This window comes from Kutzneria buriramensis (assembly GCF_003387475.1).
Taxonomy (GTDB): Bacteria; Actinomycetota; Actinomycetes; order Mycobacteriales; family Pseudonocardiaceae; genus Kutzneria; species Kutzneria buriramensis.
In genome coordinates this window covers 323,630-345,436 of record NZ_QUNO01000002.1, presented here as the reverse complement: position 1 = coordinate 345,436, position 21,807 = coordinate 323,630, and the positions used below count along the sequence as shown (strand labels likewise).

Below are 21,807 nucleotides of genomic sequence, written 5' to 3'. Positions count from 1 at the left end.
TCACACTCGCTTCCGGTCGAAGACCGCCTTCTGGCCGGTGCCGTACCGTCGCAGGGCCCCGTCGGGGCCCGCGGCGTTGGGCCGGTTGAAGATCCAGTTCTGCCAGGCGGTGAGCCGGGCGAAGATCTTGGTCTCGAGGGTTTCCGGGCCGACGAACCGGTGGTTGGCCTCCATGCCGGTCAGCGCGTCCGGGCTGAGGGAGGCGCGACCCTCCAGCACGATGCGGATCTCGTCGGGCCAGTCGATGTCGTCGAACGCCTCGGTGACCAGGCCCAGGTCGGCCGCCCCGACCGCGTCCACGGGTTTGTCCAGTTCGGACAGTCGGGTGACGTCCTCGCCGTAGAAGCGGGACTGCAGCCGGGTCAGGCCGTTGCCCATCGGGAACGGCCCGAAGTTGGCCGGTGTCAGCTGGATCGACGCCCGCTCGTCGCTGTCCTCGTCGTCGATCGGCGGTCCGTCCAATATGTACTGACGGTCGCAGGCGAAGGCCAGTTCCAGCAGCATGCCGACGAAGCAGGAGCCGGGTTCGATCAGCGCGATCAGACTGCGGCTGGTGACGTCGAGGCGCTTGAGGACGCGCTTGTAGTAGTGCCGGATCTCGTTGCCCAGCCAGGAGTCGTCGTTGAGGAGCTTGTTCTCCTGGTGGACAACCGCATCCGGGTCGCCGGCGGTGGTGAGCACCCAGGTGCCGAGCTCGGTCTCGTTGGTGCGCAGCCGAAGGATCAGGTCGTCGAGCTCGCGGGTGACGGTCAGCGGCCAGTCGTCGTCGTCCTCGGCCGTGACGGTGATCCCGACCAGGCTCAGGTCCCGGTCGTAACGCGCCTCCACGTAACGGTAGCGGAGGCCGCCCTCGGTGATTTCACGTTGCAGCGGCGTGAGCTCGACGCCTTCGGCGTCCTTCGGCCGGCTCGAGTTCGCCGCCGCCTCGACCGCCCGCTCGCGGACCACCTCGTCGAAACGGCGCGGCGGCACGACTTCGTCGACCAGTCCCCATTGGACGGCCGCCTTGCCGCGCATGCCGTCGCTGCGGGTGGCGAAGACGTCCGCGCGGTCCTTGCGCACCCGGCGCTTGTCCACCAGCCGGGTCAGGCCGCCGGTGCCGGGCAGCACGCCCAGCAGCGGCACCTCCGGCAGCGACACCGCCGAGGAGTTGTCGTCCACCAGCACGATGTGGTCGCAGGCCAGCGCCAGCTCGTAGCCGCCGCCGGCGCAGGACCCGTTGACCGCGGCCAGGTAGGTCTGGCCGGAGTGCTCGGTGGCGTCCTCCATGCCGTTGCGGGTCTCGTTGGTGAACTTGCAGAAGTTGACCTTCCACTCGTGGCTGGACGCCGCGAGCATGCGGATGTTGGCGCCCGCGCAGAACACCCGGTCCTTGCCCGAGGTGACGATCACCGTGCGGACCCGCGGGTGCTCGAACCGCAGGCGCTGGGTGGCGTCGTAGAGCTCGATGTCCACGCCGAGGTCGTAGGAGTTCAGCTTGAGCTCGTAGCCGGGCGCGATGCCGGCCGTCTCGTCCACGTCCAGCACCAGCCAGGCCAGCTCCCCCTCGACCCGCAGGCGCCAGTGCCGGTAGCCGTCCGGGTGCGCGTCGAAGGAAACCTGCACGGCCCGCCTCCTCGTCGGTGAGGACTCTATTTTCTACAACTTGACACCGTCACGTCAATGTTTCTGTAGAGATTCCCCCAGAACGCCGCCGATCTTGTCCACGATCTCGTCCAGGTGCTCCCGCTCGCACACCAGCGGCGGCGCGATCTGCACCACCGCCGCGCCGCGGTCGTCCGCCCGGGCGATCAGCCCCGCCCGGAGCAGCCCCGCCCTGATCGGGTTCAGGTCGTCGACGTCCAGCTCGGCGGCGTAGAAGAAGCCGTCGCCGCGGACCTCCTTCACCACGTCGAGGGCTTCGAGCTCGTGCATGCGGCTGCTGAGGTGCGGGGCGAGCTCCCGCACCCCGTCGAGGATCTTGTCCCGTTCGAAGATGTCCAGGTTGCGCAGGGCGATCGCGGCCGCCAGCGGGTGGCCGCCGAAGGTGAGGCCGTGCGAGAGCGCCTGCCCGGGCCGGTAGAACGGCTCGGCGACCCGGTCGCCGACCAGCACCGCCCCCATCGGGGCGTACGCCGAGGTCAGCCCCTTGGCGATGGTGATCATGTCCGGCACCACCTCCGGCACCGCGAAGTACTCGCCGATCCGGCCGAATCCGGTGATCACCTCGTCCGCGACCAGCAGGAATCCGTACCGGTCGGCGAGCTCGCGCAGGCCGGTCCAGTAGCCCGCCGGCGGCACGAAGCAGCCTCCCGCGTTCTGCACCGGCTCCGCGATCAGCATGCCGATCGTCTCCGGGCCGGCGGCGATGATCGCCGCCTCGGTCTGCGCGAGGGCGTCGGGCTCGCCGGTGTTGGGCGCCCGGACCACGTCGATCGCCGGCGGCCCGAACGGCTCCTTCAGTGCCGGAATGCCCGTCAGGGCGAGGGCGCCCAGCGTCTGACCGTGATACGCCGTGCGCCGGGCGACCGCTTTCACCCGCTCCGACTGGCCGTTGGCCACGTGGTACTGGCGGGCGATCTTCCACGCCGACTCGACCGCCTCGGAACCGCCGGACGTGAAGAAGGCCCGGTTGATCCCCACCGGCGCGAGGTCCGCGAGCCGCTCCGCCAGCTCGATCGCCGGCGGATGCGCCGTGTTCCAGTTCGTGTTGAACGGCAACCGCGTCAGCTGGGCGGTCGCCGCCTCGGCGAACTCCTCGCCGTAGGAGTAGCCGAGCTGGGCGCAGAACAGGCAGGACAGGGCGTCCAGGTACCGGCGGCCGTCCGTGTCGATCACGTGGACGCCCTCGCCACGGGCGATGACCAGCGGATATTCCCCGTCACGCAGCTTCGCGTGCTGGCCGAAGTGCATCAGCAGGTGGTCGCGCAGCCCCGTCTTCACGCCGTCGTCGGTCATGCCTCGATCCTGGCCCCGCGCCCGCTGCGGGGCCAGGTGAATCTGATACGACCGTCCGGCTCACAAGTGCTTCGGCAGGAACTGCCGGATCAACTCCGCCACCACTTCCGCCTGCGTTTCCAGCGCGAAGTGGCCCGCGTCCAGGATGTGGATCTCCACGTCCGGCACGTCCTTGGCGAAGGCACGAGCACCGTCGGCCCCGAAGATCTGGTCGTTCCCGCCCCATACCGCCAACACCCCTGGCTGCCGCTCACGGAGAAACGCCTGCCACTCCGGGTACATCGGCGGATTCGTCCGGTAGTCGTGGAACAACCGAAGCTGCACCTCCCGCGCCCCCGGCCGCGCCAGCAGCGCGTTGTCCAAGGCGATCGCATCGGGGCTGACCAACTCGGGGTCCACCTCACCGTGCAGGTACTGCCAGCGAATCGCCTCGGGCTCCAGCGCCGCCGCGGCCCCCGCCTCCGTCTCCGGATTCCAGTCCGCCCAGAACGCCCGCACCGGCGCCCAGAACTCCGGCACCAGGCCCTCCTCGTAGGCGTTCCCGTTCTGCGTCACGATCGCCCGCACCTGGTCCGGCCGCTTGAGCGCCAGCCGGAACCCCACCGGCGACCCGTAGTCCTGCACGTAGATCCCGAACGTGCCAAGTTCCAGCCGCGCCACGAACGCATCCACAACTTCGGCGAGCCGGTCGAAGGTGTACGTGAACTCCCCCACCGACGGCATGTCGCTGCGACCGAACCCCGGCAGATCGGGCGCGACCAGGTGGAAGTCGTCGGCCAGCAGCGGGATCAGGTCCCGGAACATCACCGACGACGTGGGAAAGCCGTGCAGCAGCAACAACGTCGGCTTCGACGGGTCGCCCGCCTCCCGGTAGAACACCGACACCCCGTCCACCGTCACCCTGCGGTACCGGATCACGATCCCAGCCTCCTCAAAGTAACGCCCAGTACGTTACTCGACAGACCGTAGCACACGTAACGCCGGATGCGTTACTATCAGTTCGTGACGACTTTTCCGCTGCTCGGCGAGCCCCTGGCGGTCGACCTGGCCAATACCGCCATCCGCCTGCGGGGCCGGGACGTCGACCTGCTCGCCGACGACGACGCCGTCACCGCCTGGCTGGACCTGCACCCCGACCTCGACCCCGTGCCGGGCGAAGCCCTGCGCACCCTCCGCGACGCCGTCCGCGAGATCTTCCGTTCCGCGGTCGACGCCAGCCCCGCGTCTCCGCCGGCCGTAGACACCATCAACAGCGCGGCGCGGGACTGCGAAGCCGTTCTGACGTCCACTTCGGACGGACCGGGAGTCGCCTGGACCGGCGGCGCCCTGGCCGTCATCGCCCGCTCCGCGATCGAGGTCGTCGCCGGCAACAACCTGCGCGGCTGCGCCAACCACGACTGCGTGCTGTTCTTCGCGCACGGCGACGACCGCCGGAAGTTCTGCGACACCAGGACGTGCGCCAACCGCGCCCGGCAGGCCCGCCACCGCGAACGCCACGCCCAGGCATGACAAGAACCCCCGGACCTTCGGTCCGGGGGTTCTTCGTCGACTCCGTCAGCAGCGCTGGCCGGTCTGCGCCGCGCCGTAGTCCGTGTCCTGGCTCCACACCCAGCCGTCGGCCCGGGTGCAGATGCTCAGCGTGTTGGTGCCGTAGGACCAGTTCTCCCGCGCGCCCTTGGCGCTGACGGTGTATCCGAGCGGGTCGCTACCGCCGTCGATGTAGCTGGCGATCACGTAGTCCGAGTGCTTGGACCGGAACTGGTCCCACACGTACGTGTAGGCCCAGTTCTTGTTGCACCCCTTGAACTGCTTCACCGACGCGATCGTCTCACCGCCGTAGGTGATGTACGCCGTCGAACCGATCTGCACCGTGCTCGAACAACCCGGCGCCGACTCCGCCTGCGCCACACCCGAACCCAGACCGGCAACGGTCAGCGCGGCCGCCACGGCCGCGACACCCAGAAACTTCACAACTCTCCTTTGTCAGCAGCGCTTGCCGGTAACGGCATCGCCCACGAAGTCGCCACTGGTGGTCCAGATCGCGCCGACCGCCTGCGTGCAGACGCTCAACGTGTTCGTGCCGTCGGACCACAGCTCGTGCGCGCCCCGCCCGCTCACCTGATACCCGAGCGGGTCGCTGCCCGCGTCGATGTAGGTGTCGATGGTGTAGTTCGTGTGGTTGGCGCGGTACTGGTCCCACACGTAGGTGTAGGCCCAGTTCTTGTTGCACCCCTTGAACTGCTTCACCGACGCGATGGTCTGGCCGCCGGACGTGATGTAGGCCGTCGAGCCGATCTGCACGGTGCTGGCACAACCCGGCGCGGACTCCGCCTGCGCCACCCCCGAACCCAGACCGGCGACGGTCAACGCGGCCGCCACGGCCGCGACACCCAAAACCTTCACAACTCTCCTAGTTCTCACTACCACGCACGCAGAACTCAGCACCGCGTGTCCGTCCAGGCCGGGTAGTTGTCGTACTGGTAGACCGAGATCAGCCCGTAGCCCGCGGTGCAGTCCGACAAGGTGTCGGTGCCCTTGGACCACAACTCGACGGGGTCGTTCGGGTTGTCCACGCCGCCCTTGTAGACGGCGTGCGGACCGGGGTTCACGTCGACGGCCGCGGTGAGGATCCAGTGCAGCCCCCGCTGCCGGAAGCTCTCCCAGACGTAGATGTACGCCCAGTTCTTCCCACAGCCCTTGAACTGCTTCACCGAGGCGATGTCCTGCCCCTGGAACTTCGCGTACGCCGTGGATCCGATTTGGACGGTGCTGGAACACCCCGGCGCGGACTCCGCCTGCGCCACACCGGCGCCGAGACCACCCGCCACCAACGCCAACGACGCCGCCGCAGCCAGAACGAACTTCACGGTTCCCCCCATCAACAACGCCAACCGGTCTTGGCCGACACGGTGCTGTCGCTACCGAACTGGATGTAGCCGGATGCCGCGGTGCACGAGTCGAGCGTGTTCGTGCCTTCCGACCACACCTCGACCGGGCTGCCGGACTTGTCCACGTCACCCCACGACATGCCGCCGTCGAACTGCACGTAGACGGAGGCGTGCGCACGGTAGGAGATGTGCCGGTCGCGGAAGCTCTGCCACACGTAGATGTACGACCAGTTCTGCCCACAACCCTTGAACTGCTTCACCGAGATGGCGTCCTGCCCCTGGTAAGAGCCATAGGCGGTGGACCCGATCTGGACGGTGCTCGAGCAGCCGGGCGCGGACTCCGCCTGCGCCACACCGGCCCCGAGACCACCCGCCACCAACGCCAGCGACGCCGCGGCAGCCAGCGCGAACCTCATCAGCACCGCCACCCCGTCTGGGCCTGGACGACGTTCTCGTTGCCGAAGGCCATCATTCCGGCGGCCTGCGTGCACACCGTCAGCGTGTCGGTGCCCGTGGACCACAGTTCGACCGGGCTGCCGGACTTGTCCACCTCGCCCTGGACCAGTTCGGCGTCGTCGTACTGAGCGTTGACGAAGGCGCTCAGCGAGTACTGGATGTGCTTGTCCCGGAAGCTCTGCCACACGAAGACGTAGGACCAGTTCTTGCCGCAGCCCTTGAACTGCTTGACCGAGATGGCGTTCTGGCCCTGGTACTGCCCGTATGCGGTGGCGCCGATCTGCACGGTGCTCGAACATCCCGGCGCGGTCTCGGCCTGCGCCGAACCCGCCCCGAACGTCGCCAGCGCGACCGCCGCGACTCCCGTGGCGCACAACAGCTTTCGCATCATGGTCAGCACCTCACGGAAGTGTGATTGTCGGGGAAGTCGCCGCTCACGTGCACACCGCCGTAGGCCGCGGTGCAGTCGGACAGCGTGTCCGTGCCCGTCGACCACAGCTCGCGCACCCGGTTGCCGCCCTGCACGATGCCCAGGTAGCGGTCCGGCTCCTGCTGCGAAGCGCTGCCGTACACGCCGATGCCGGCCTGAAGGGTGAACGACTTGCCACTGTCCACGAAGGACTGCCAGGCGTACACGTACGCCCAGTTCTTGCCGCAGCCCTTGAACTGTTTGACCGAGGCGACGGTCTGCCCGCCGTAGGTGACGTACGCCGTCGTGCCGATCTGGGTGGTGCCGGAGCAGCCCGGCGCGGACTCGGCCTGCGCGGTGCCGGCGGTGCCCAGCAGCGCGGCCAGCGCCGCCACGACGACGGTGATGGCGCCGGTGACCGACGCGCGCAGCTTCGCGTTCATTTCCCCTGTCCCCTCTCTACTCCCCCGACGGGCGTCAGCCGCAGTGGTCCCAGACCGGGCTCTCCCAGATGTCGTCGGTCATGCCGCCCCACTTGATGCAGTGGCCCGCGCCCGGCTCCGCGATCGCCGCGTAGTAGGCGTAGTTGTCGTCGTCGGTGTAGAACCCCTGCGGGTTGGTCTTCACCTCGAGAATCGCCTGGGTGTGGGTCTTGCGGCCGATGTTGGCGGTCTTGATCGTCGCCACGCAGTTGTTGGAGCCGTCGTACATCAGGTAGATGACCGCGCCGGAGATGCTGTGGTGGTCCAGCTCGTGGTAGCCGGAGCCGCAGGCGTCCTTGGCCGTGTACGGGTTGGTGGCGGCGTTCGCGGGCGAGGCCAGCGCGACCATCGAACCCAGAGCGGCGGCGACGCCCGCCGCGGCGATCAGCTTCTTCATTCCAGTCCCCTCATGTGGTGCTCGGGGAGAACCTTCGCGGCCGGCGCTGACTCGAACCTGACTCGGCACTGGCGGACGGCGTCAGGGTGGAGCGCTTCGAGTGACCCACCTCACCGTGACCCGGTCACGGTCACGCAGGCGTGACTTCGCCGTCTCGGACAGCGAAACCGCAGGTCACGGGGCGTCGCACGGAGCGCTGACTTTTTCCTGACATGTCGAGGTACAGTCGCGATATCCGAATCGTCCTTCTCATCTCGTGCAGCGGGGGTCATGTCCAACAGCGGCTGGGAGTTCGGCGTGCTCGGACCCTTGACGGTGCGCGCCGACGGCCGAACGGTGCAGTTGCGCTCAGCCAAACAGCAGACGCTGCTGGCAGTGTTGCTGTTGCGTGCCAACGAACCCGTCTCCGCCGACGACCTCATCGACCGGCTGTGGGGCGAAGGGCCGCCCGAAGGCGCGCGAGCGACCCTCCAGACGCACGTCATGCGGCTGCGCAATGCGTTGGGCGACAGCACGTTGGTGCAGACTGTGCCCGGCGGCTACTCCGTTCGGATCGAAACGGACGCGCTGGACCTGAACCGGTTCGAGCGGTTGCGGGCGCAGGCGCGGCAGGCCGAGCGGCGGGAGGACGCGGCCGAGGAGTCGCGGCTGCTCACCGAGGCGCTGGCGCTGTGGCGCGGCCCGGCGTTCACCGGCCATCCCACCGAGTCGCTGCGGCTGGACGAGCGCCGGTGGGACGCGGTGGAGCGGCGTAACGAGGTCGAGCTGAAGCTCGGCCGGCACGACACGATCGTCGACGAACTTCGCGAGCTGGTGCTCCTGCAACCGTTGCGGGAACGGTTCTGGGCGCAGCTGATCCTCGCCCTGCACCGCAGCGGGCAGCAGGCGCAGGCTCTGGACGCCTACCGCCGCTGCCGTGAGGTGCTCGCCGAGGAACTGGGCGTCGACCCGAACGCCGAGCTGCGGGCGCTGCACCAGGCCGTGCTGGGCGGCTCGACCGAGCCGGTCGGCGTGCCGCAGCGGACCGAGTCGGCGTGGGCGCCGCGCTGCGACCTGCCGCCGGCCGTCGCGAACCTGGCCGGGCGGACGGAGGAGGTCGTCCGACTGACGCACAGCCTGCGCGCCGAGCGTGACCCGCGTCGAGTGTGGATGATCACCGGCCCTGGCGGCGTCGGGAAGACGAGCCTCGCCGTGCACGTGGCGCACCTGGTGCGCAGCGGATATCCGGATGGCCAGCTGTACCTGGACCTGCGGGCGCAGGGGCGTCCGGTGGAGCCGTCGGAGGCGCTGGACCGGCTGCTGCGCGGCCTCGGCACGCCCGGCAGCGCGATCCCGGCGGCGCTGGACCAGCGGATCGCGCTGTACCGGGATCGGCTGGCGGACCGGCGGATCCTGGTCGTGCTGGACAACGCCGCCGGCGAGGCCCAGGTGCGGCCACTGCTGCCGGGCACGACGACGTCCGCGGCGCTCGTGACGAGCCGATCCGTCCTGGCGGGCCTGGAATTGGCGCAGGTCATGCCGTTGGAGGTGCTGTCCACCGACGACGCCGTGGGGGTACTCACCGACGCGTTGGGCGAGGCCCGGGTGGCGGCCGAGCCGGAGGCGGCCGAGCAGCTCGCGGCGTATTGCGGACGGCTGCCGCTGGCGCTGCGAGTGGCCGCCGCGCGGCTGGTCGCGCGGCCGCACTGGCGGCTGTCACAGCTGGTGGCGCGGCTGTCCGACGAGCGCCGGCGGCTCGACGAGCTGCGGTTCGGGGACCTGGACGTCCGGGCCAGCCTGACGCTGAGCTACCAGGAGCTGTCGGAGCCGCAGCAGCGGGCGTTCCGGCTGCTGGCGCGGCTCGACGTCGCCGACTTCCCGGCGTGGACGGCGGCGCCGCTGCTCGGCGTCGACCCCGACACCGCCGAGGACCACGTGGAGGCGCTGGTCGACGCGCGGCTGGTGGACACCGTCGGCTGGGACGCGCTCGGGCAGACCCGGTACCGGCTGCACGACCTGCTGCGGGTGTTCGGCCGCGACCTCGGCGGCGTCGACGACGCGCCGCTGACGGCGCTGGTGGATCAGTGGCTCGCGCTGGCCGAAGCCGCGGATCACCGGCTGGCGCAGCGGGGTCCGCGGCTGGGTCGCGGCGACGGCGGGGTGCTCGCCGACCGGCTGCTGGGCGACCCCACCGGCTGGTTCGACGCCGAGTGGCTGTCGCTGCGGGCCGTGCTCGAGCAGGCCGCCGCGCTGGGACTTGCCGAGCAGACGACGCGGCTGGCCATCGCCACCGCCGCGTTCTGCGACCTGCGCGGCCGGTTCGACGACTGGCGGCAGGTCAACCGGCTCGGTCTGGACGTCGCGGTCGGCGCGACGCCGGCCGAGGCGATCCTCGTGCAGCAGCGGGGGCTGCTGCACAGCCGGCTGCACTCCTTCGCCGACGCCCAGCAGGACTTCACCCGTTCCAAGGACGTCTTCGAGTACCTGGAGGACGCCGACGGCGCGGGCTACGCGTGGCACGGCATCGGGTGGATGCACGAGTGGCTCGGCCGGCAGGCGGACGCGAAAACCGCTCACGAGACGGCGATGCGGCGGTTCGAGGCGGCCGGCAACCGGCACGGCCAGGTCGACGTGCTGTGCTCGCTGGGCGCGATCGAGCGGCGGGCCGGCCGGTTCGCGTCGGCCGAGGCGTACCTGCGGCGGGCCCGCGAAACCGCCGCCGACCTGGGCGATCGCATGGGGGCGCTGTCGGCCGCGCTGGAGCTCGGGCGGGTGCTGCAGGCGCGGGGCGAACTGAGCGGGGCCGTCGAGCACATCCACGCCAGCCTCACCGACGCGCACCGGCTCGGCGACCCCGACCTGGTGGCGAACCTGCGGTTGACGCTGGCCGAGACGTACCTGCGGATGGGCGCCAAGGACACCGCCCACACGGAGGTGCAGCAGGCACTGGTGTTCTTCGACGAGCACGACGACGTGGCGGGCAAGGCGTGGGCGTGGCGGCTGCTCAGCTGGGTCGCCCAGCTGACCAACTCCCCCGAGTCCGCGCTGGCCCTGGCCGAACGCGCCGTCGCGACCACCGAGGGCCTCGGGCTGCCCCAGGAGCACGGCCGCGCGTTGCGGCAACTCGGGCAGGTCCTGGCCGACGCCGGCAAACCCGACGACGCCGACCTCTGCCGGCGGCAGGCCGAAGCCCTCCTGGACACCGCCGGCTTCCACGCCGAAGCCGCCGAAATCCGCGCCTCGCGCTGACCCCCGCGAGTCGCGCTCACAGACACACCGAATGTAGGTTTCAGGCAGAAACGAGCCTCGGGTCTCGGATCTGCACCAAACCTGCATTCGGTCTGGTGCTGAGCGCGATTCGCGGGGGTTGGGGGAAAGGTGACGGTGCTTGGGCGGCTCAATCGGTTCAACCAGCGGCATCCGTGGAGCCACAACGACCACTACGGGCCCTGGGTGGCTCGCCAGGTCGCCGGGGCGCGCGACATCCTCGACGTGGGCTGCGGCACCGGCAACCTGATCGACCGGCTCCGGCGCACAGCCACCGTCACCGGGCTCGAACCGGATCCGGCGACGGCCGAGATCGCCGCCGAGCGGTTCGCCGGCGACCCCCACGTCACGATCATCAACACGGACTTCGCGGGGCGGGACCCGGAGCGGCGGTGGGACGCGATCACGCTGGTGGCGGTCCTGCACCACATGCCGCTGACGCAAACCCTCCGGGAGCTGCGCGAATGCCTGAACCCCGGCGGCCGGCTGGTGATCGTCGGCTGTCACCGCGAGAGACGGCTGCTGACCGATCTGCCGGCGATCATCGCCAACCCGGTGATGGGCCTGATCAAGCACCCCACCCGCGCCGACGCCCCGCCGCCGCACATGACGGCGCCGACCGCCGAGCCCCAGGAGACCCTCGCCGACATCCGAGCGGCCGCGTCGAGCGCCCGGGTCCGGCGGCGGCTGTTCTGGCGGTACACCCTTGTCGAATCGGCGGCGGCTGGTTCGACGCACGGGTATGACTGACACCGTGAAAGAGCCGATCGCGACCCGCAACCTCAGCCGGGACGGCAGCGAGGAGCTGCCGTGGAGTCGCCCGCGCGACATTCTGGCCGCGGACACCCCCGGCGAGGACCTGACATTCTTCGTGGCGACGGTTCGCCCGGACGGGCGGCCGCACACGGCGGGCGTCGGCGCGATCTGGGCGGACGACGCCCTGTACTTCGTCGGCGGCCCGGGCACGCGACGGTCCCGCAACCTCGCCCAGAACCCGGCGTGCAGCGTGTCGGTACGGCTGCGTGGCATCGACCTGACGCTGGAGGGCGACGCCCACCAGGTCACCGACGCGGAGACCCTGGAGCGGATCGCGGCGGTCTACCGCAGCGGCGGCTGGCCGGCACGGGTGGAGGACGGCGGCTTCAACGCGTCGTTCATGGCCCCGAGCGCCGGCCCCGCGCCCTGGCACCTGTACCGGCTCACGCTGCACAAGGCGTACGGCGTCGCCTGCGCCGAGCCCTACGGCGCCACCGCCTGGGACTTCTAACGGGGCCAGCGCGGCGCGGCGCTGGCCGACAAGATGTCGAGAAGCGCCTGCGTGGGGGCGGCGAACGGCGGCCGCCCGTAGGTGGCGATCGACACCCGCCGCTCGTCGGGGAGGCGGACGATCCGCAGCTCGGGGTGCTTGTTGGCGACCAACGCGAGCCCCGGCAGGGTGCTGACGCCGAGGCCGGCGGCGACGAGGGCCTGCACGGCGACGTAGTCGTCGGTCTCGAACTCGATTCGCGGCGTGAAGCCGGCACGTTCGCAGGCGGCCAGCAGGTGCTCCCGGCAGCGCGAACAACCGGCGATCCACGGCCGCGAGGCGTGGTCGGCGAGCTCGCGCCCGCCCCGGTCGGCACGCCGCGTGACCAGGTACAACGGCTCCCGCAGCACCGGCCGCAGCTCGACGTTGCGAGGGGCGGCCGAGTCCCCGTGGTCGAACACCAGCGCGAGGTCGACCTCGCCGTGCCGCAGGGCGGTCATGGCCTGCGGCGGCTCGGCCTCGGTCAGGGCGAGCTCGACGCCGGGGTGGTCGGCCGCGAGTCGGGCGGCAGCCGCCGGCACGAGCGTCGCCAGCGCGGACGGGAACGCGGCCAGCCGCACGCGTCCGGTGCGCAATCCCGCGTGGGCGGCCACTTCCAGCCGCGCGGCCTCGACCTGGCCCAGGATCTCCCGTCCCCGCTCGGCCAGCAGCTGACCGGCGGAGGTCAGCCGAATCCCCCGGCCGACCCGCTGCACCAGCGTCACACCGGTCTCGGCTTCGAGCTTGGCGAGGTGGTGGCTGACGGACGGCTGCGCGTAGTGCAGCGCCTCGGCCGCGGCGGTCACCGAGCCCTCGTCGGCGACGGCCACCAGCACGCGCAGGCGGGTCAGATCCATAGACGAACACTATACTTCGGACGAAAATCGGCACTGGTTCTATGGATCGCGCAATGCCAGTGTTGGCCGCATGCGGATCCCGACCTTTCCCGATGTGCTGCGCGCCAACAACACCCTGCGCCGCTACCTGGCGCCGACACCGCTACGGTCGGCACTGGGCGTGTTCATCAAGCACGAGAACGTGCAGCCGACCGGCGCGTTCAAGGTGCGCGGCGGGCTCAATCTGCTCGCCGGCCTGAAAGCACAGGGCATCGTCGGCTACTCGACCGGCAACCACGCCCAGTCGCTGGCCTACGCCGCCGCGATCTTCGACGTGCCGTGCGTGATCGTCATGCCGGTCAATCCCAACCCCACCAAGGCGAACGCCGTGCGCAGCCTCGGCGCGGAACTCGTCGAGGCGGGCGCCAACTTCGACGAGGCCCGCCAGCACGCCGTCGACCTCGCGAAGGAACGCGGCTTGCGGCTGGTCAGCGCCGCCGACGAGCCGGACATCATCGCCGGTGTCGCCACCGCCTACCTGGAGCTTTTCCAGCAGCAGCCCGACATCGACACGGTGATCGTGCCGGCGGGCAGCGGCAGCGGGGCCGCCGCCGCCTGCCTGGTGGCCGCGGCCGTGGCGCCGACGTGCGAGATCATCGCCGTGCAGTCCGCTCAGTCGCCGGCCGCGCACGACTCCTGGCGTGCCGAGGAAATCGTCGACCGTCCTAACAAGACCGTCGCCGAGGGCCTGGCCACCGGCAGCGGATTCGAGCTGCCGCAGCACATCCTGCGCCGCCACCTGACGGACTTCGTCCTCGTCGACGACGCGGCCATCCGCCACGCGCAGTGGGTCATGCTGCGGGACGCGCAGACGCTGGCCGAGAGTGCCGGCGCCGCGCCGCTCGCCGCCTACCTCGCCGAGCCGGATCGCTTCCGGGACAAGAAGGTCGCGCTCGTCTGCACCGGCGCGAACGCCAGCGAGGCGGAGATCCGCGACACCGTCTACCGGGGATAGGCCGGTTCGACCGCCGCCGGCTCCAGCGTGTAGACGCGGTACGCGGCCTGGATGATCGGCTGCGCGACGTTGCGGACCCGGACGCCGCCGGCGGTGGTGCCGGATTCCGTGCCGTAGTGGGCGTGTCCGTGCACGGCGAGGTCGACGTCGCTGGCGTCGATCGCCTCGGCCAGCTGGTACGAGCCGAGGAACGGGAAGATCTCCGGCGGCTCGCCGCGCAGGGTCTCCGCCGACGGCGAGTAGTGCGTCAGCGCGATCCGGATGTCGGCGGTGAGGCCCTGCAAGGCGGTCCGCAGCCGCTCGGCGACCTCCTCGGTGTGGTGGATGAAGGCCTTCATCTCCCGCTCGCCGAAGGCGTGCCCGCACTTGCCGGCGAAGCCGCCGCCGAAACCCTTGCCACCGGCCACGCCGACCCGCACTCCGTCCACGTCCAGCACGGTCGCGCTGCCCTCGAGCACGGTGATGCCCCGGTCGGTCAGCAGCCCGGTGATCTTGTCCTCGGCGTCGGACTGGTGGTCGTGGTTGCCGAGCACCGCGATCACCGGCACGTCCAGGCCGGCGAACTCGTCGGCCACCACCTCGCCCTCGGCGACGGTGCCGAGCCGGGTCAGGTCGCCGGCGAGCAGCAGCAGGTCGGCGTGCTCGGCGATGTCGGCGTAGGACGGCCGGACCGTGCCCCGCATGTCGACGCCCAGGTGCACGTCGCCGACGGCGCCGATCCGGATCATCGCAGGTCCTCCTGACCGGTCGGCGGATCGTGCCGCACGACCCGGACCTCGTTGTGCAGGGCCAGACCGTCCGAATGCTCGGCGGCAACCTCCGCGATCGCCGCCCGCCGCTCCGGACAGGCCACGTCGCCGGTGAGGAACAGCTGATCGCCCCGGATCCGCACCTGCACACCCAGTTCCGCGGTGCGCGGATCCTCGGCCAGGGCCCGGCGCAGCTCGGCCACGTCGTACTGCGGCACATTCACGGCACTACCTCCTCGATGTCCAATCGCCTGAGCAGCAACAGGAACGCCTCCGCGTACGGGGATTCGGCGGTGCGGTCCCGGACCTCCTGCCAGTCGACCTGCTCGCGCAGCGCGCGGGCGATCGGCAGCACCTCGGTGAAGTCGCACCGGTGCGGCCCGAACACCAAAAGCTTGTCCACCAACAGATCCGTCGCGGTGGCGACCGGCATCTCCGCCGGCCCCACCCGCATCCACTCCGCGCGCTTGAGGACCGTGTCGGTGACCGGCTGCTGATTCGGATGGTGCAGCAGGTCGATCAGCCGGTCGCCGTCGTACACCTTGGCCAGCCAGGTCAGCGGCGTGTCCGCGGCGCGCATCCCGTACGCCACGAGCGCGCTGACCGCCCGCGGCACGTCCTCCTCGCGGACCAGCACGTCCACGTCGTGCGTGGTCGGCGGCCCGCCCCTCGCGTACACGGCGCACCCGCCGGTCAGCGCGAACGGCACGTCGGCGGCGATCAGCGTGTTCGCGACCTTGGCCAGCGAGCGCAGCAGCTCCGTCTGCTCCACAGGACACCGGATACCCGTTGACACAACGGCTAATCCGGGCAGCGGACCTCGTCGGGCCGGCGGTCCGGGCGCAGTCCGCGCCAGGACGAGTGCCGCAGCACGCGATCCACCGTGAACTTGCGGTATTCGACGTCGCCGACGAGCTCGGGCCGCAGCCAGTGCACGTGCCGGGCCCGGTCGCGCGGCACCGCGTTCGCGAACGGGGATTGCCGCTGCTCCAACGGTTCCAACTGGCGTTGCAGGTCACGCAGCGCCTGGTCGGTGAACCCCGTGCCGACATCGCCGATGTAGCGGAGCCCGTCCGAGTCGTACGCGCCGAGCAGCAGCGCGCCGATGGTGCCGTCGCGACGCCCCTGACCTGGGCGCCAGCCGCCGAGCACCACCTCCCGCGTGTGCACGAACGGGTGCTTGAGCCACTCCGGGCTGCGCCGGCCGGGGTGGTACCGGGAGTTCGTGGCCTTGGCGACCAGCCCTTCCAGGCCGGAGTCGGCGGCGATCTGGAGCAGGACCCCGGGGTCGATGTCGGCGTGGTCGTAGTACGGCGTGACGGAGATCCGCGGGCTGGCCGGGGTCAGCTCGGCGAGCAGCTCCCGGCGCGCGCGGTACGGCTCGTCCATCAGGTCGCGGCCGCCGAGTCGCAGCACGTCGAAGGCGAAGTACTGGACCTTCACGGCCCGGTTCTGGAGCAGGCTGAAGTCGGGCACGCCCCGCGCGTCCAGCGCGACGACCTCGCCGTCGAGGATCGCCTCGACGCCCAGGCCCGGCTCGGTCAGTTCCGCATAGCGGGCGTTTAAATCGTTGAGGTTCCGGCTGTTCAGCCGGGTAGTGCCGTCCTCGGCGACCCGCATGATCGCGCGGTAGCCGTCCCACTTGAACTCGTACGACCAGCCGGCCGCGTTCGGCAGCGTGCCGCCGTCGGAGCCGGCCAGCATCGGCTCCACCGGGTCCGGCACCGCCGACCGTCGCGCCACGCCATCACCGTAGCCCGGATGGAGTAGCCGCGCCGGTGAAGAAGTCGACGAGTCCGTGCGGCGCCCGGTCGCCCACGCAGAGGTCGAGGATCACGTACGCGTCCGCCGCCGACACCTCGCTGCGCGGGAACATCTCCTGCTCGTAGGCGGTGAGCGCCGCCTCGATGTCGCCGGGGTGCGCGGCGATCGCCAGTCCGAGCTGGGCGCCGTCGAACATCGCCAGGTTCGCGCCCTCGCCGGCCGGCGGCGCGAGGTGCGCGGCGTCGCCGACGAGCGTCACACCGGGCACCCGGTCCCAGCGGTGACCGGTCGGGAGGGTGTGCAGCTGGCGCACGACCGGCGGGGTCTCGCCGTCGGTGATCAGTGCTGTGAGCTCCGGGGCCCAGCCCTCGAACTCGGCCGCCACCCGCTCGGCGTCGATGTCGGCGAACCAGTCGACCGGGCGGGTCAGCTGGATGTACGCGTGCAGGACGTCGCCGGCCTCGCGATGTGCGGTGATCCCCTGCCCCGGGGCCAGCGCGAACATCCCGCCGCCGCCGACCGCCGCGGCCGTCGCCGGGTGCTTCTCGTCGACGTCGTACAGGTAGGTCTCGACGTACGAGGTGCCGACGTACTCGGGCTTCGCGTCGGACAGCAGCGGCCGAACCTTCGACCACGCGCCGTCCGCGCCGACGAGGAGGTCGGTTTGCACGGTGGTTCCGTCGGCGAAGGTCAGCTCGTGCCGGTCGCCGATCGACACGAGCTTCTTGCCCCACTGGATGGTGCCGTCGGGCAGCGACTCGATGAGGATCCGCCGCAGGTCGCCGCGAAGCACCTCGGGGCGGCCACCGTCGTCTGCGTCCTCGTGCAGCACGGTGCCGTGCCGGTCGAGGACGCGGGAGGCCGCGCCGCCCTCGTGGATGATCGCGCGGAACTCGGCGGTGAGGCCGGCCGCCGCGAGCGCGATCTGGCCGTCCTCCTCGTGGATGTCGAGCTGGCCGCCCTGGGTGCGGGCCATCGCCGAGGGCTCCGCCTCGTAGATCGTCGACTGTATGCCGTTGACGTGGAGCACCCGCGCGAGGACGAGGCCGCCCAGGCCCGCGCCGATGATCGTGACCGATGTCGTCATGAAAGGACTCCCTTCTGGAACGTTGTTCCAGTCCATGTTGGAACAACGTTCCAGTCCATGTCAAGATGGAGTCATGGCGACCAGGTCACAGCGCGCGGACGCGCTCTCGAAGGAGCGGATCGTCGAGGCCGCGATCGAGATCCTCGACACCGAGGGCGAGAGCGCGCTGACCTTCCGCGCGCTCACCGCGCGGCTGGCCACGGGCAGCGGGGCGATCTACTGGCACGTCGCCAACAAGAACGAGCTGCTCGCGGCCACCACCAACGACGTCATCGCCCGGGTCATGACCGTCGGCGACGCCGAGCCGCACGACGCGATCCGCGCCATCGCGCTGGGCATGTTCGACGCGATCGACGCGCACCCCTGGGTGGGCGCCCAGCTGTCCCGCGAGCCGTGGCAGCTGGCGATGCTGCGGATCTTCGAGGCCGTCGGCGGTCCGCTCCGGAGGCTCGGCGTCCCCGAGCGGGCGCAGTTCAACTGCGCGTCCGCGCTGGTCAACTACATCCTCGGCGTCGCCGGGCAGAACGCGGCGAACGCCCGCCTCGTCACGGCCGGGACGGACCGGACGGCGTTCCTCGGCGGCCTGGCCGACCAGTGGGCGCGGCTCGACGCCGAGGAGTACCCGTTCGTGCGGCAGATCGCCGCCGGGCTGCCCGAGCACGACGACCGGGAGCAGTTCCTCGCCGGCATCGACCTCATCCTGGCCGGCATCGACGCGCTAATCCCTTGACTGGTTGATATCTTAGAAGCTAAGTTGCTTGCCATGGGGGAAGTCATGAGCGAGCGCGCGTCGGTGTTGATCGTGGGGGCGGGCCTGGCCGGCCTGGGCAGCGCGATGTTCCTGGCTCGTCGCGGCGTCGACGTGCTGCTGGTCGAGCGGCGGAGCGGGACCTCGCCGTTCCCGCGGGCGGTGGGCCAGAACCAGCGCACCATGGAGCTGCTGGGCTTCGCCGGGGTGGCCGGGGACGTGCCGACCACCGAACACGGCGAGTTTCGGGTCCGGGTCGCCGCGACCCTGCCCGGACCGACGTTCCACGAGGTGATCTCCGAGACCGACACCGGGCTCGGGGCGCTGTCGCCGGCCCTGCCCGGCACGGCCGGTCAGGACGAGATGGAGCCGCTGCTGCGCCGGCGAGCCGAGGAATTCGGTGCGACGCTACGGTTCGACACCGAACTCGTGTCCTTCAGCCAGGACAACGACGGCGTGACCGCGGTGATCTCCGGGCCGGACGGTCGTAGCGAGGTCCGGGCCGACTACCTGGTCGCCGCCGACGGCGCCCGCAGCGGCGTGCGCGAGGCGCTCGGCATCGAGCGGCACGGCGCCGGCAAACTCGGCCAGAACGTCAGCATCGTCTTCGACGCCGACCTCAGCGACGTGGTCGAGCCGGCGCCGCCGACCCTGCACGTGCTGCACAACCCGGACGCCAACGGCGTGTTCATCACCATCGACGGCGACCGGCACCTGTTCAGCGTCAACGCCGAGAAGCTCGACGACGATCAGTGCGTCGAGCTGATCCGGCTGATCACCGAACGGCCGTCGCTCGCGCCGCGGATCGTGGCGGTGATGCCGTGGGAGATGGCCGCCGAGGTCGCCGACCGGCTCCGGGTCGGGCGGGTGCTGCTCGCCGGCGACGCCGCGAAGGTCACGCCGCCGAGCGGCGGATTCGGCGGCAACACGGCGATCGGCGACGCGTACGACCTGGCGTGGAAGCTGGCCGCGGTGCTGGATTCCACCGCCGGGCCCGGGTTGTTGGACAGCTACGACGCCGAGCGGCGGCCGATCGCCGAGCGCGTCGTCGCCGAGGCGCTGCGGTTGGCGGCGAATCGCGGGGTCACCGAGGAGGTGTCGGAGGCGCAGCGGGCGGTGGAGCTCACTCTGGGATTCCGGTACCGGTCGTGGGCGGTGGTCGCCGAGGACGACGATCCGCTCGACGCCGAGGACCCGTACCGGCCGAGCGGCCGTCCCGGTTTCCGCGCGCCGCACGTCGAGCTGGACGGAAAGTCCATTGTGGACCTCTTCGGCGACGGGTTCGTGCTGCTGACCGGCAAGGACGGCCTGTGCTGGACCGACACCGGTCTGCCGACGCACGTGATCGACAGCGACGAGTTCCTTGCGCGGTACGGGATCGGCCCGTCCGGGGCGAGCCTGGTCCGACCCGACGGCGTCGTCGCGTGGCGCATCGTCGACGCGCCGAGCGATCCGGCGCAGGCTCTGCTCGACGTGCTCACTTCGGTGCTGGCTCGGTAGCCTTCGCGTCGTAGTCGTCCCGCGCCTTCTCGATCTCCGCGCGGTGCTCCCGGGTCCAGGCCACCATCGGTTCGATCATGGTGAGCAGGCTGCGGCCCAGCGGGGTCAGGTCGTAGTCGACGCGGGGCGGCACGACCGGGTGCACCGTGCGCTCGACCATGCCGTCCCGTTCGAGGGTGCGCAGGGTCAGCGTGAGCATGCGCTGGCTGATCTCGGGGATGTCGCGGTGGAGCTCGCCGAACCGGCTGCGGCCCTCGCCGAGCAGCTCGACCACCAGCAGCGACCACTTCTCGGACAGGCGGTCGAGCAGGTCGCGGATCTCGCAGGAGGCGGTGTCACACACATTCGTGTGCCTGACTGACATGAAAGTGCCTTCTTCCCCTCGCCGGCCGGGCCGTCCGATGATCGTCGCATGTCGAGTACCGGGGTCGTGCTGCCCACCATGTCCACCCGTGACCGCGCCCCCGGCGACGTCGTCGCTGCCGCGCGGCACGCCGAGGACCTCGGGTTCGAGTCCGTGTGGGTGGTCGACCAGCTCATCGCCGGGACCGGCGTGCCCGTGCTGGACAGCCTCACGTCCCTCGCCGCGGCCGCCGGCGCGACCTCGCGGGTCCTGCTCGGCGTCGGCGTGCTCGTGCTGCCGCTGCGGTCCGTCGTCTGGGTCGCCAAGCAGGTCGCTTCGCTGCAACACATCTCCGGCGACCGGCTGCTGCTCGGCGTCGGTGTCGGCGGCGACCGGCACGACCGGTCGTGGGCCGCCGCCGGCGTCAGCCCTCGCGACCGGGGTCGGCTCGTTGACGAGGCGCTGGGCGTGTTGCCGTCGCTGATCGCCGGCTCGCCTGTTGATCTCGGTTCCGGCACCGTGCAGCTGAGCCCTGCGGCGACCGTGCCGCCGATCATCGTCGGCGGCATGTCCGACGCCGCCGTCCGGCGGGCCGCCGCTTTCGACGGCTGGTTCCCGATCGGCGGCCCCTCCGACATCCCCGCCCTCCGCCAGCGGGTGGCCAAGCCTTTGACGACCAACGCCGTCGTGGCCGTCGAGGGTGATCCGGCGCTCCCCTCGCGGGCGTCGATCATCCGTTCGTTGGTGGACCCCGACGGCATGTTCGGCTTCCCCGCCTCGTTCGCGGAGGAGGCGCTGGTGCATGGCGGACCGGCCGAGGTCGGAGAGCGTTTGGCGGCGTTCGAGGCGGACCGCGTCGTGATCACCATCGCCGCGGGCGACTGGTTCCGCCAGGCCGAACTGCTCGCCGAGGCCGCCAAACTGACGGAAGCCGCCCGGGCTCGGTAGGTCGGACTCGGCAGCCCCGAAAAATGCAGCCCCCGTTTCCATCCAACCACGGGGGTCTGACAGTTCCGGCTCAGCCGCCCGCCGTGAACCTCCGCCATCCCAAATTGTCAGCCCGCTCCGCTTGAATTGATTCGGGGGCTGCTTTTTCGGCGAGCGCGGCCAGCACGGCGTCATGGGTCTGGACGGGATCGCGCCCGCCGGTCGGCACCACCACGCAATCCGGCCGGCCGATCAGATACGCGGTGAGATGATCATGGATCCGCTCCAGCAGCACCGGGCCGCCACCGCGCGCGACGATCTCAGCGATGTGCTGGGCCGCCTCACCGTCAGTCGAACGCCCGGCGAACCGATCGATCGCCTGTTGCTTGTCAGCCATCAGCACGATCTCGCGGTACTCCGCACCGGCGCGCTCGGCGGCCGCCTGGAAACCCTCGACCTCTTCCCACTTCGTCGCTAGTTGCGGCATCACGACATCGTGCCCGGCCGACAAATGCGTCTCCGCCATGCCGATCGCGAGCAGCCGACCCGCTTTCAGCGCCTCCCAGAAGTTGTCCCGCCAACCGCCGATGAGACCGACGACCACATCGGTGTCGAGGTTGAGCACGCCGGGATGCCGGTCGGCATACATCCGGGCGACCGTCGACTTCCCCACACCGGACGGCCCGTTCAGATGGATCAGCTGCGCCATTCGCCGAATGCTACTGACGGAACCGGTCG

26 protein-coding genes are annotated in these 21,807 nt (G+C 70.8%); 8 read left to right on the top strand and 18 right to left on the bottom strand.

The features are described from left to right. The 3 genes from boxC to BCF44_RS06255 are packed head-to-tail and all read right to left on the bottom strand — an operon-like array spanning position 1 to position 3,855. Positions 1 to 1,605 carry a 2,3-epoxybenzoyl-CoA dihydrolase gene (gene boxC / locus BCF44_RS06265; protein WP_116173152.1) on the bottom strand — a complete coding sequence of 535 codons (1,605 nt, stop codon included), beginning with the start codon at positions 1,603 to 1,605 and terminating at the stop codon, positions 1 to 3. Between the two features lie 54 nt (positions 1,606 to 1,659). Further along, positions 1,660 to 2,937 (bottom strand): aminotransferase class III-fold pyridoxal phosphate-dependent enzyme, encoded by a 1,278-nt coding sequence (locus BCF44_RS06260; protein ID WP_116173151.1) that lies wholly within the window; start codon positions 2,935 to 2,937, stop codon positions 1,660 to 1,662. A gap of 60 nt (positions 2,938 to 2,997) precedes the next feature. Continuing rightward, the gene (locus BCF44_RS06255) at positions 2,998 to 3,855 is read right to left on the bottom strand and encodes an alpha/beta fold hydrolase (protein WP_342775570.1); all 858 of its coding nucleotides are present in this window, start codon (positions 3,853 to 3,855) and stop codon (positions 2,998 to 3,000) included. An 84-nt stretch (positions 3,856 to 3,939) separates the two neighbouring features. On the opposite strand from BCF44_RS06255, the gene BCF44_RS06250 reads away from it, so the two are divergent. Then, positions 3,940 to 4,446: a CGNR zinc finger domain-containing protein gene (locus BCF44_RS06250; protein ID WP_170217365.1), complete on the top strand. Its 507-nt coding sequence runs from the start codon at positions 3,940 to 3,942 to the stop codon at positions 4,444 to 4,446. Between the two features lie 45 nt (positions 4,447 to 4,491). Here the strand turns inward: BCF44_RS06250 and BCF44_RS06245 are convergent, their stop codons facing one another. Genes BCF44_RS06245 through BCF44_RS06215 form a run of 7 tightly spaced genes read right to left on the bottom strand, consistent with a single transcriptional unit; the run spans position 4,492 to position 7,569 of the window. Then, positions 4,492 to 4,908 carry a hypothetical protein gene (locus tag BCF44_RS06245; RefSeq protein WP_116173148.1) on the bottom strand — a complete coding sequence of 139 codons (417 nt, stop codon included), beginning with the start codon at positions 4,906 to 4,908 and terminating at the stop codon, positions 4,492 to 4,494. Positions 4,909 to 4,920: 12 nt separating this feature from the next. Continuing rightward, a complete protein-coding gene (locus tag BCF44_RS06240; protein ID WP_116173147.1) occupies positions 4,921 to 5,340 on the bottom strand; it encodes a hypothetical protein in 420 nt (139 codons plus the stop codon). Between the two features lie 35 nt (positions 5,341 to 5,375). Continuing rightward, complete coding sequence (locus tag BCF44_RS06235; RefSeq protein WP_116173146.1) at positions 5,376 to 5,804, bottom strand: hypothetical protein; 429 nt, start codon at positions 5,802 to 5,804, stop codon at positions 5,376 to 5,378. 11 nt (positions 5,805 to 5,815) lie between these two features. Then, positions 5,816 to 6,241, bottom strand: coding sequence for a hypothetical protein (locus tag BCF44_RS06230; RefSeq protein ID WP_147328401.1), 426 nt, complete (start codon positions 6,239 to 6,241; stop codon positions 5,816 to 5,818). Then, complete coding sequence (locus BCF44_RS06225) at positions 6,241 to 6,672, bottom strand: hypothetical protein (protein WP_147328400.1); 432 nt, start codon at positions 6,670 to 6,672, stop codon at positions 6,241 to 6,243. Before BCF44_RS06225 ends, BCF44_RS06230 begins: the two co-directional genes overlap by 1 nt. Positions 6,673 to 6,674: 2 nt before the next feature. Continuing rightward, positions 6,675 to 7,133, bottom strand: a complete 459-nt coding sequence (locus tag BCF44_RS06220; RefSeq protein ID WP_116173143.1) for a hypothetical protein — start codon at positions 7,131 to 7,133, stop codon at positions 6,675 to 6,677. A 34-nt stretch (positions 7,134 to 7,167) separates the two neighbouring features. Next, positions 7,168 to 7,569: a serine/threonine protein kinase gene (locus tag BCF44_RS06215; protein ID WP_116173142.1), complete on the bottom strand. Its 402-nt coding sequence runs from the start codon at positions 7,567 to 7,569 to the stop codon at positions 7,168 to 7,170. Between the two features lie 270 nt (positions 7,570 to 7,839). Between BCF44_RS06215 and BCF44_RS06210 the strand changes: the two genes are divergently transcribed. The 3 genes from BCF44_RS06210 (at position 7,840) to BCF44_RS06200 (ending at position 12,082) form a co-directional block, all read left to right on the top strand. Next, positions 7,840 to 10,797: an AfsR/SARP family transcriptional regulator gene (locus BCF44_RS06210; protein WP_116173141.1), complete on the top strand. Its 2,958-nt coding sequence runs from the start codon at positions 7,840 to 7,842 to the stop codon at positions 10,795 to 10,797. A gap of 129 nt (positions 10,798 to 10,926) precedes the next feature. After that, on the top strand, positions 10,927 to 11,565 hold the full coding sequence (locus tag BCF44_RS06205) for a class I SAM-dependent methyltransferase (RefSeq protein WP_116173140.1): 639 nt from the start codon (positions 10,927 to 10,929) through the stop codon (positions 11,563 to 11,565). After that, a complete protein-coding gene (locus BCF44_RS06200; protein ID WP_170217364.1) occupies positions 11,558 to 12,082 on the top strand; it encodes a pyridoxamine 5'-phosphate oxidase family protein in 525 nt (174 codons plus the stop codon). The genes BCF44_RS06205 and BCF44_RS06200 overlap by 8 nt, the downstream gene beginning before the upstream one ends. On the opposite strand, the gene BCF44_RS06195 is transcribed toward BCF44_RS06200, so the two are convergent. Continuing rightward, positions 12,079 to 12,957 (bottom strand): LysR family transcriptional regulator, encoded by an 879-nt coding sequence (locus BCF44_RS06195; protein ID WP_116173139.1) that lies wholly within the window; start codon positions 12,955 to 12,957, stop codon positions 12,079 to 12,081. The genes BCF44_RS06200 and BCF44_RS06195 overlap by 4 nt on opposite strands. Positions 12,958 to 13,027: 70 nt before the next feature. Here BCF44_RS06195 and BCF44_RS06190 point away from each other — a divergent pair, with 70 nt between their 5' ends. After that, on the top strand, positions 13,028 to 13,951 hold the full coding sequence (locus tag BCF44_RS06190; protein ID WP_116173138.1) for a threonine ammonia-lyase: 924 nt from the start codon (positions 13,028 to 13,030) through the stop codon (positions 13,949 to 13,951). On the opposite strand, the gene BCF44_RS06185 is transcribed toward BCF44_RS06190, so the two are convergent. Genes BCF44_RS06185 through BCF44_RS06170 form a run of 5 tightly spaced genes read right to left on the bottom strand, consistent with a single transcriptional unit; the run spans position 13,939 to position 17,551 of the window. Further along, positions 13,939 to 14,679 (bottom strand): metallophosphoesterase family protein, encoded by a 741-nt coding sequence (locus tag BCF44_RS06185; RefSeq protein ID WP_116173137.1) that lies wholly within the window; start codon positions 14,677 to 14,679, stop codon positions 13,939 to 13,941. The two genes, BCF44_RS06190 and BCF44_RS06185, sit on opposite strands and share 13 nt — an antisense overlap. Continuing rightward, positions 14,676 to 14,924, bottom strand: coding sequence for a BON domain-containing protein (locus BCF44_RS55335; RefSeq protein WP_170217363.1), 249 nt, complete (start codon positions 14,922 to 14,924; stop codon positions 14,676 to 14,678). Before BCF44_RS55335 ends, BCF44_RS06185 begins: the two co-directional genes overlap by 4 nt. Continuing rightward, on the bottom strand, positions 14,921 to 15,472 hold the full coding sequence (locus BCF44_RS06180; RefSeq protein ID WP_170217362.1) for a nucleotidyltransferase family protein: 552 nt from the start codon (positions 15,470 to 15,472) through the stop codon (positions 14,921 to 14,923). Before BCF44_RS06180 ends, BCF44_RS55335 begins: the two co-directional genes overlap by 4 nt. 29 nt (positions 15,473 to 15,501) lie before the next feature. After that, the gene (ligD, locus tag BCF44_RS06175; protein ID WP_342775568.1) at positions 15,502 to 16,443 is read right to left on the bottom strand and encodes a non-homologous end-joining DNA ligase; all 942 of its coding nucleotides are present in this window, start codon (positions 16,441 to 16,443) and stop codon (positions 15,502 to 15,504) included. A 4-nt stretch (positions 16,444 to 16,447) separates the two neighbouring features. After that, entirely contained in the window at positions 16,448 to 17,551 is a 1,104-nt protein-coding gene (locus tag BCF44_RS06170; protein ID WP_116173136.1) for an FAD-dependent oxidoreductase, read from the bottom strand. Positions 17,552 to 17,624: 73 nt separating this feature from the next. Between BCF44_RS06170 and BCF44_RS06165 the strand changes: the two genes are divergently transcribed. Further along, positions 17,625 to 18,281, top strand: coding sequence for a TetR/AcrR family transcriptional regulator (locus tag BCF44_RS06165; protein ID WP_116173135.1), 657 nt, complete (start codon positions 17,625 to 17,627; stop codon positions 18,279 to 18,281). Positions 18,282 to 18,326: 45 nt separating this feature from the next. After that, a complete protein-coding gene (locus BCF44_RS06160) occupies positions 18,327 to 19,799 on the top strand; it encodes an FAD-dependent oxidoreductase (protein WP_116173134.1) in 1,473 nt (490 codons plus the stop codon). On the opposite strand, the gene BCF44_RS06155 is transcribed toward BCF44_RS06160, so the two are convergent. After that, positions 19,777 to 20,163: a winged helix-turn-helix transcriptional regulator gene (locus BCF44_RS06155; protein ID WP_116173133.1), complete on the bottom strand. Its 387-nt coding sequence runs from the start codon at positions 20,161 to 20,163 to the stop codon at positions 19,777 to 19,779. The genes BCF44_RS06160 and BCF44_RS06155 overlap by 23 nt on opposite strands. A gap of 48 nt (positions 20,164 to 20,211) precedes the next feature. Here BCF44_RS06155 and BCF44_RS06150 point away from each other — a divergent pair, with 48 nt between their 5' ends. Continuing rightward, positions 20,212 to 21,090, top strand: a complete 879-nt coding sequence (locus BCF44_RS06150; RefSeq protein WP_116173132.1) for an LLM class flavin-dependent oxidoreductase — start codon at positions 20,212 to 20,214, stop codon at positions 21,088 to 21,090. A gap of 70 nt (positions 21,091 to 21,160) precedes the next feature. Here the strand turns inward: BCF44_RS06150 and BCF44_RS06145 are convergent, their stop codons facing one another. After that, positions 21,161 to 21,778, bottom strand: a complete 618-nt coding sequence (locus BCF44_RS06145; protein WP_116173131.1) for a P-loop nucleotide/nucleoside kinase family protein — start codon at positions 21,776 to 21,778, stop codon at positions 21,161 to 21,163. Positions 21,779 to 21,807: the final 29 nt, after the last annotated feature.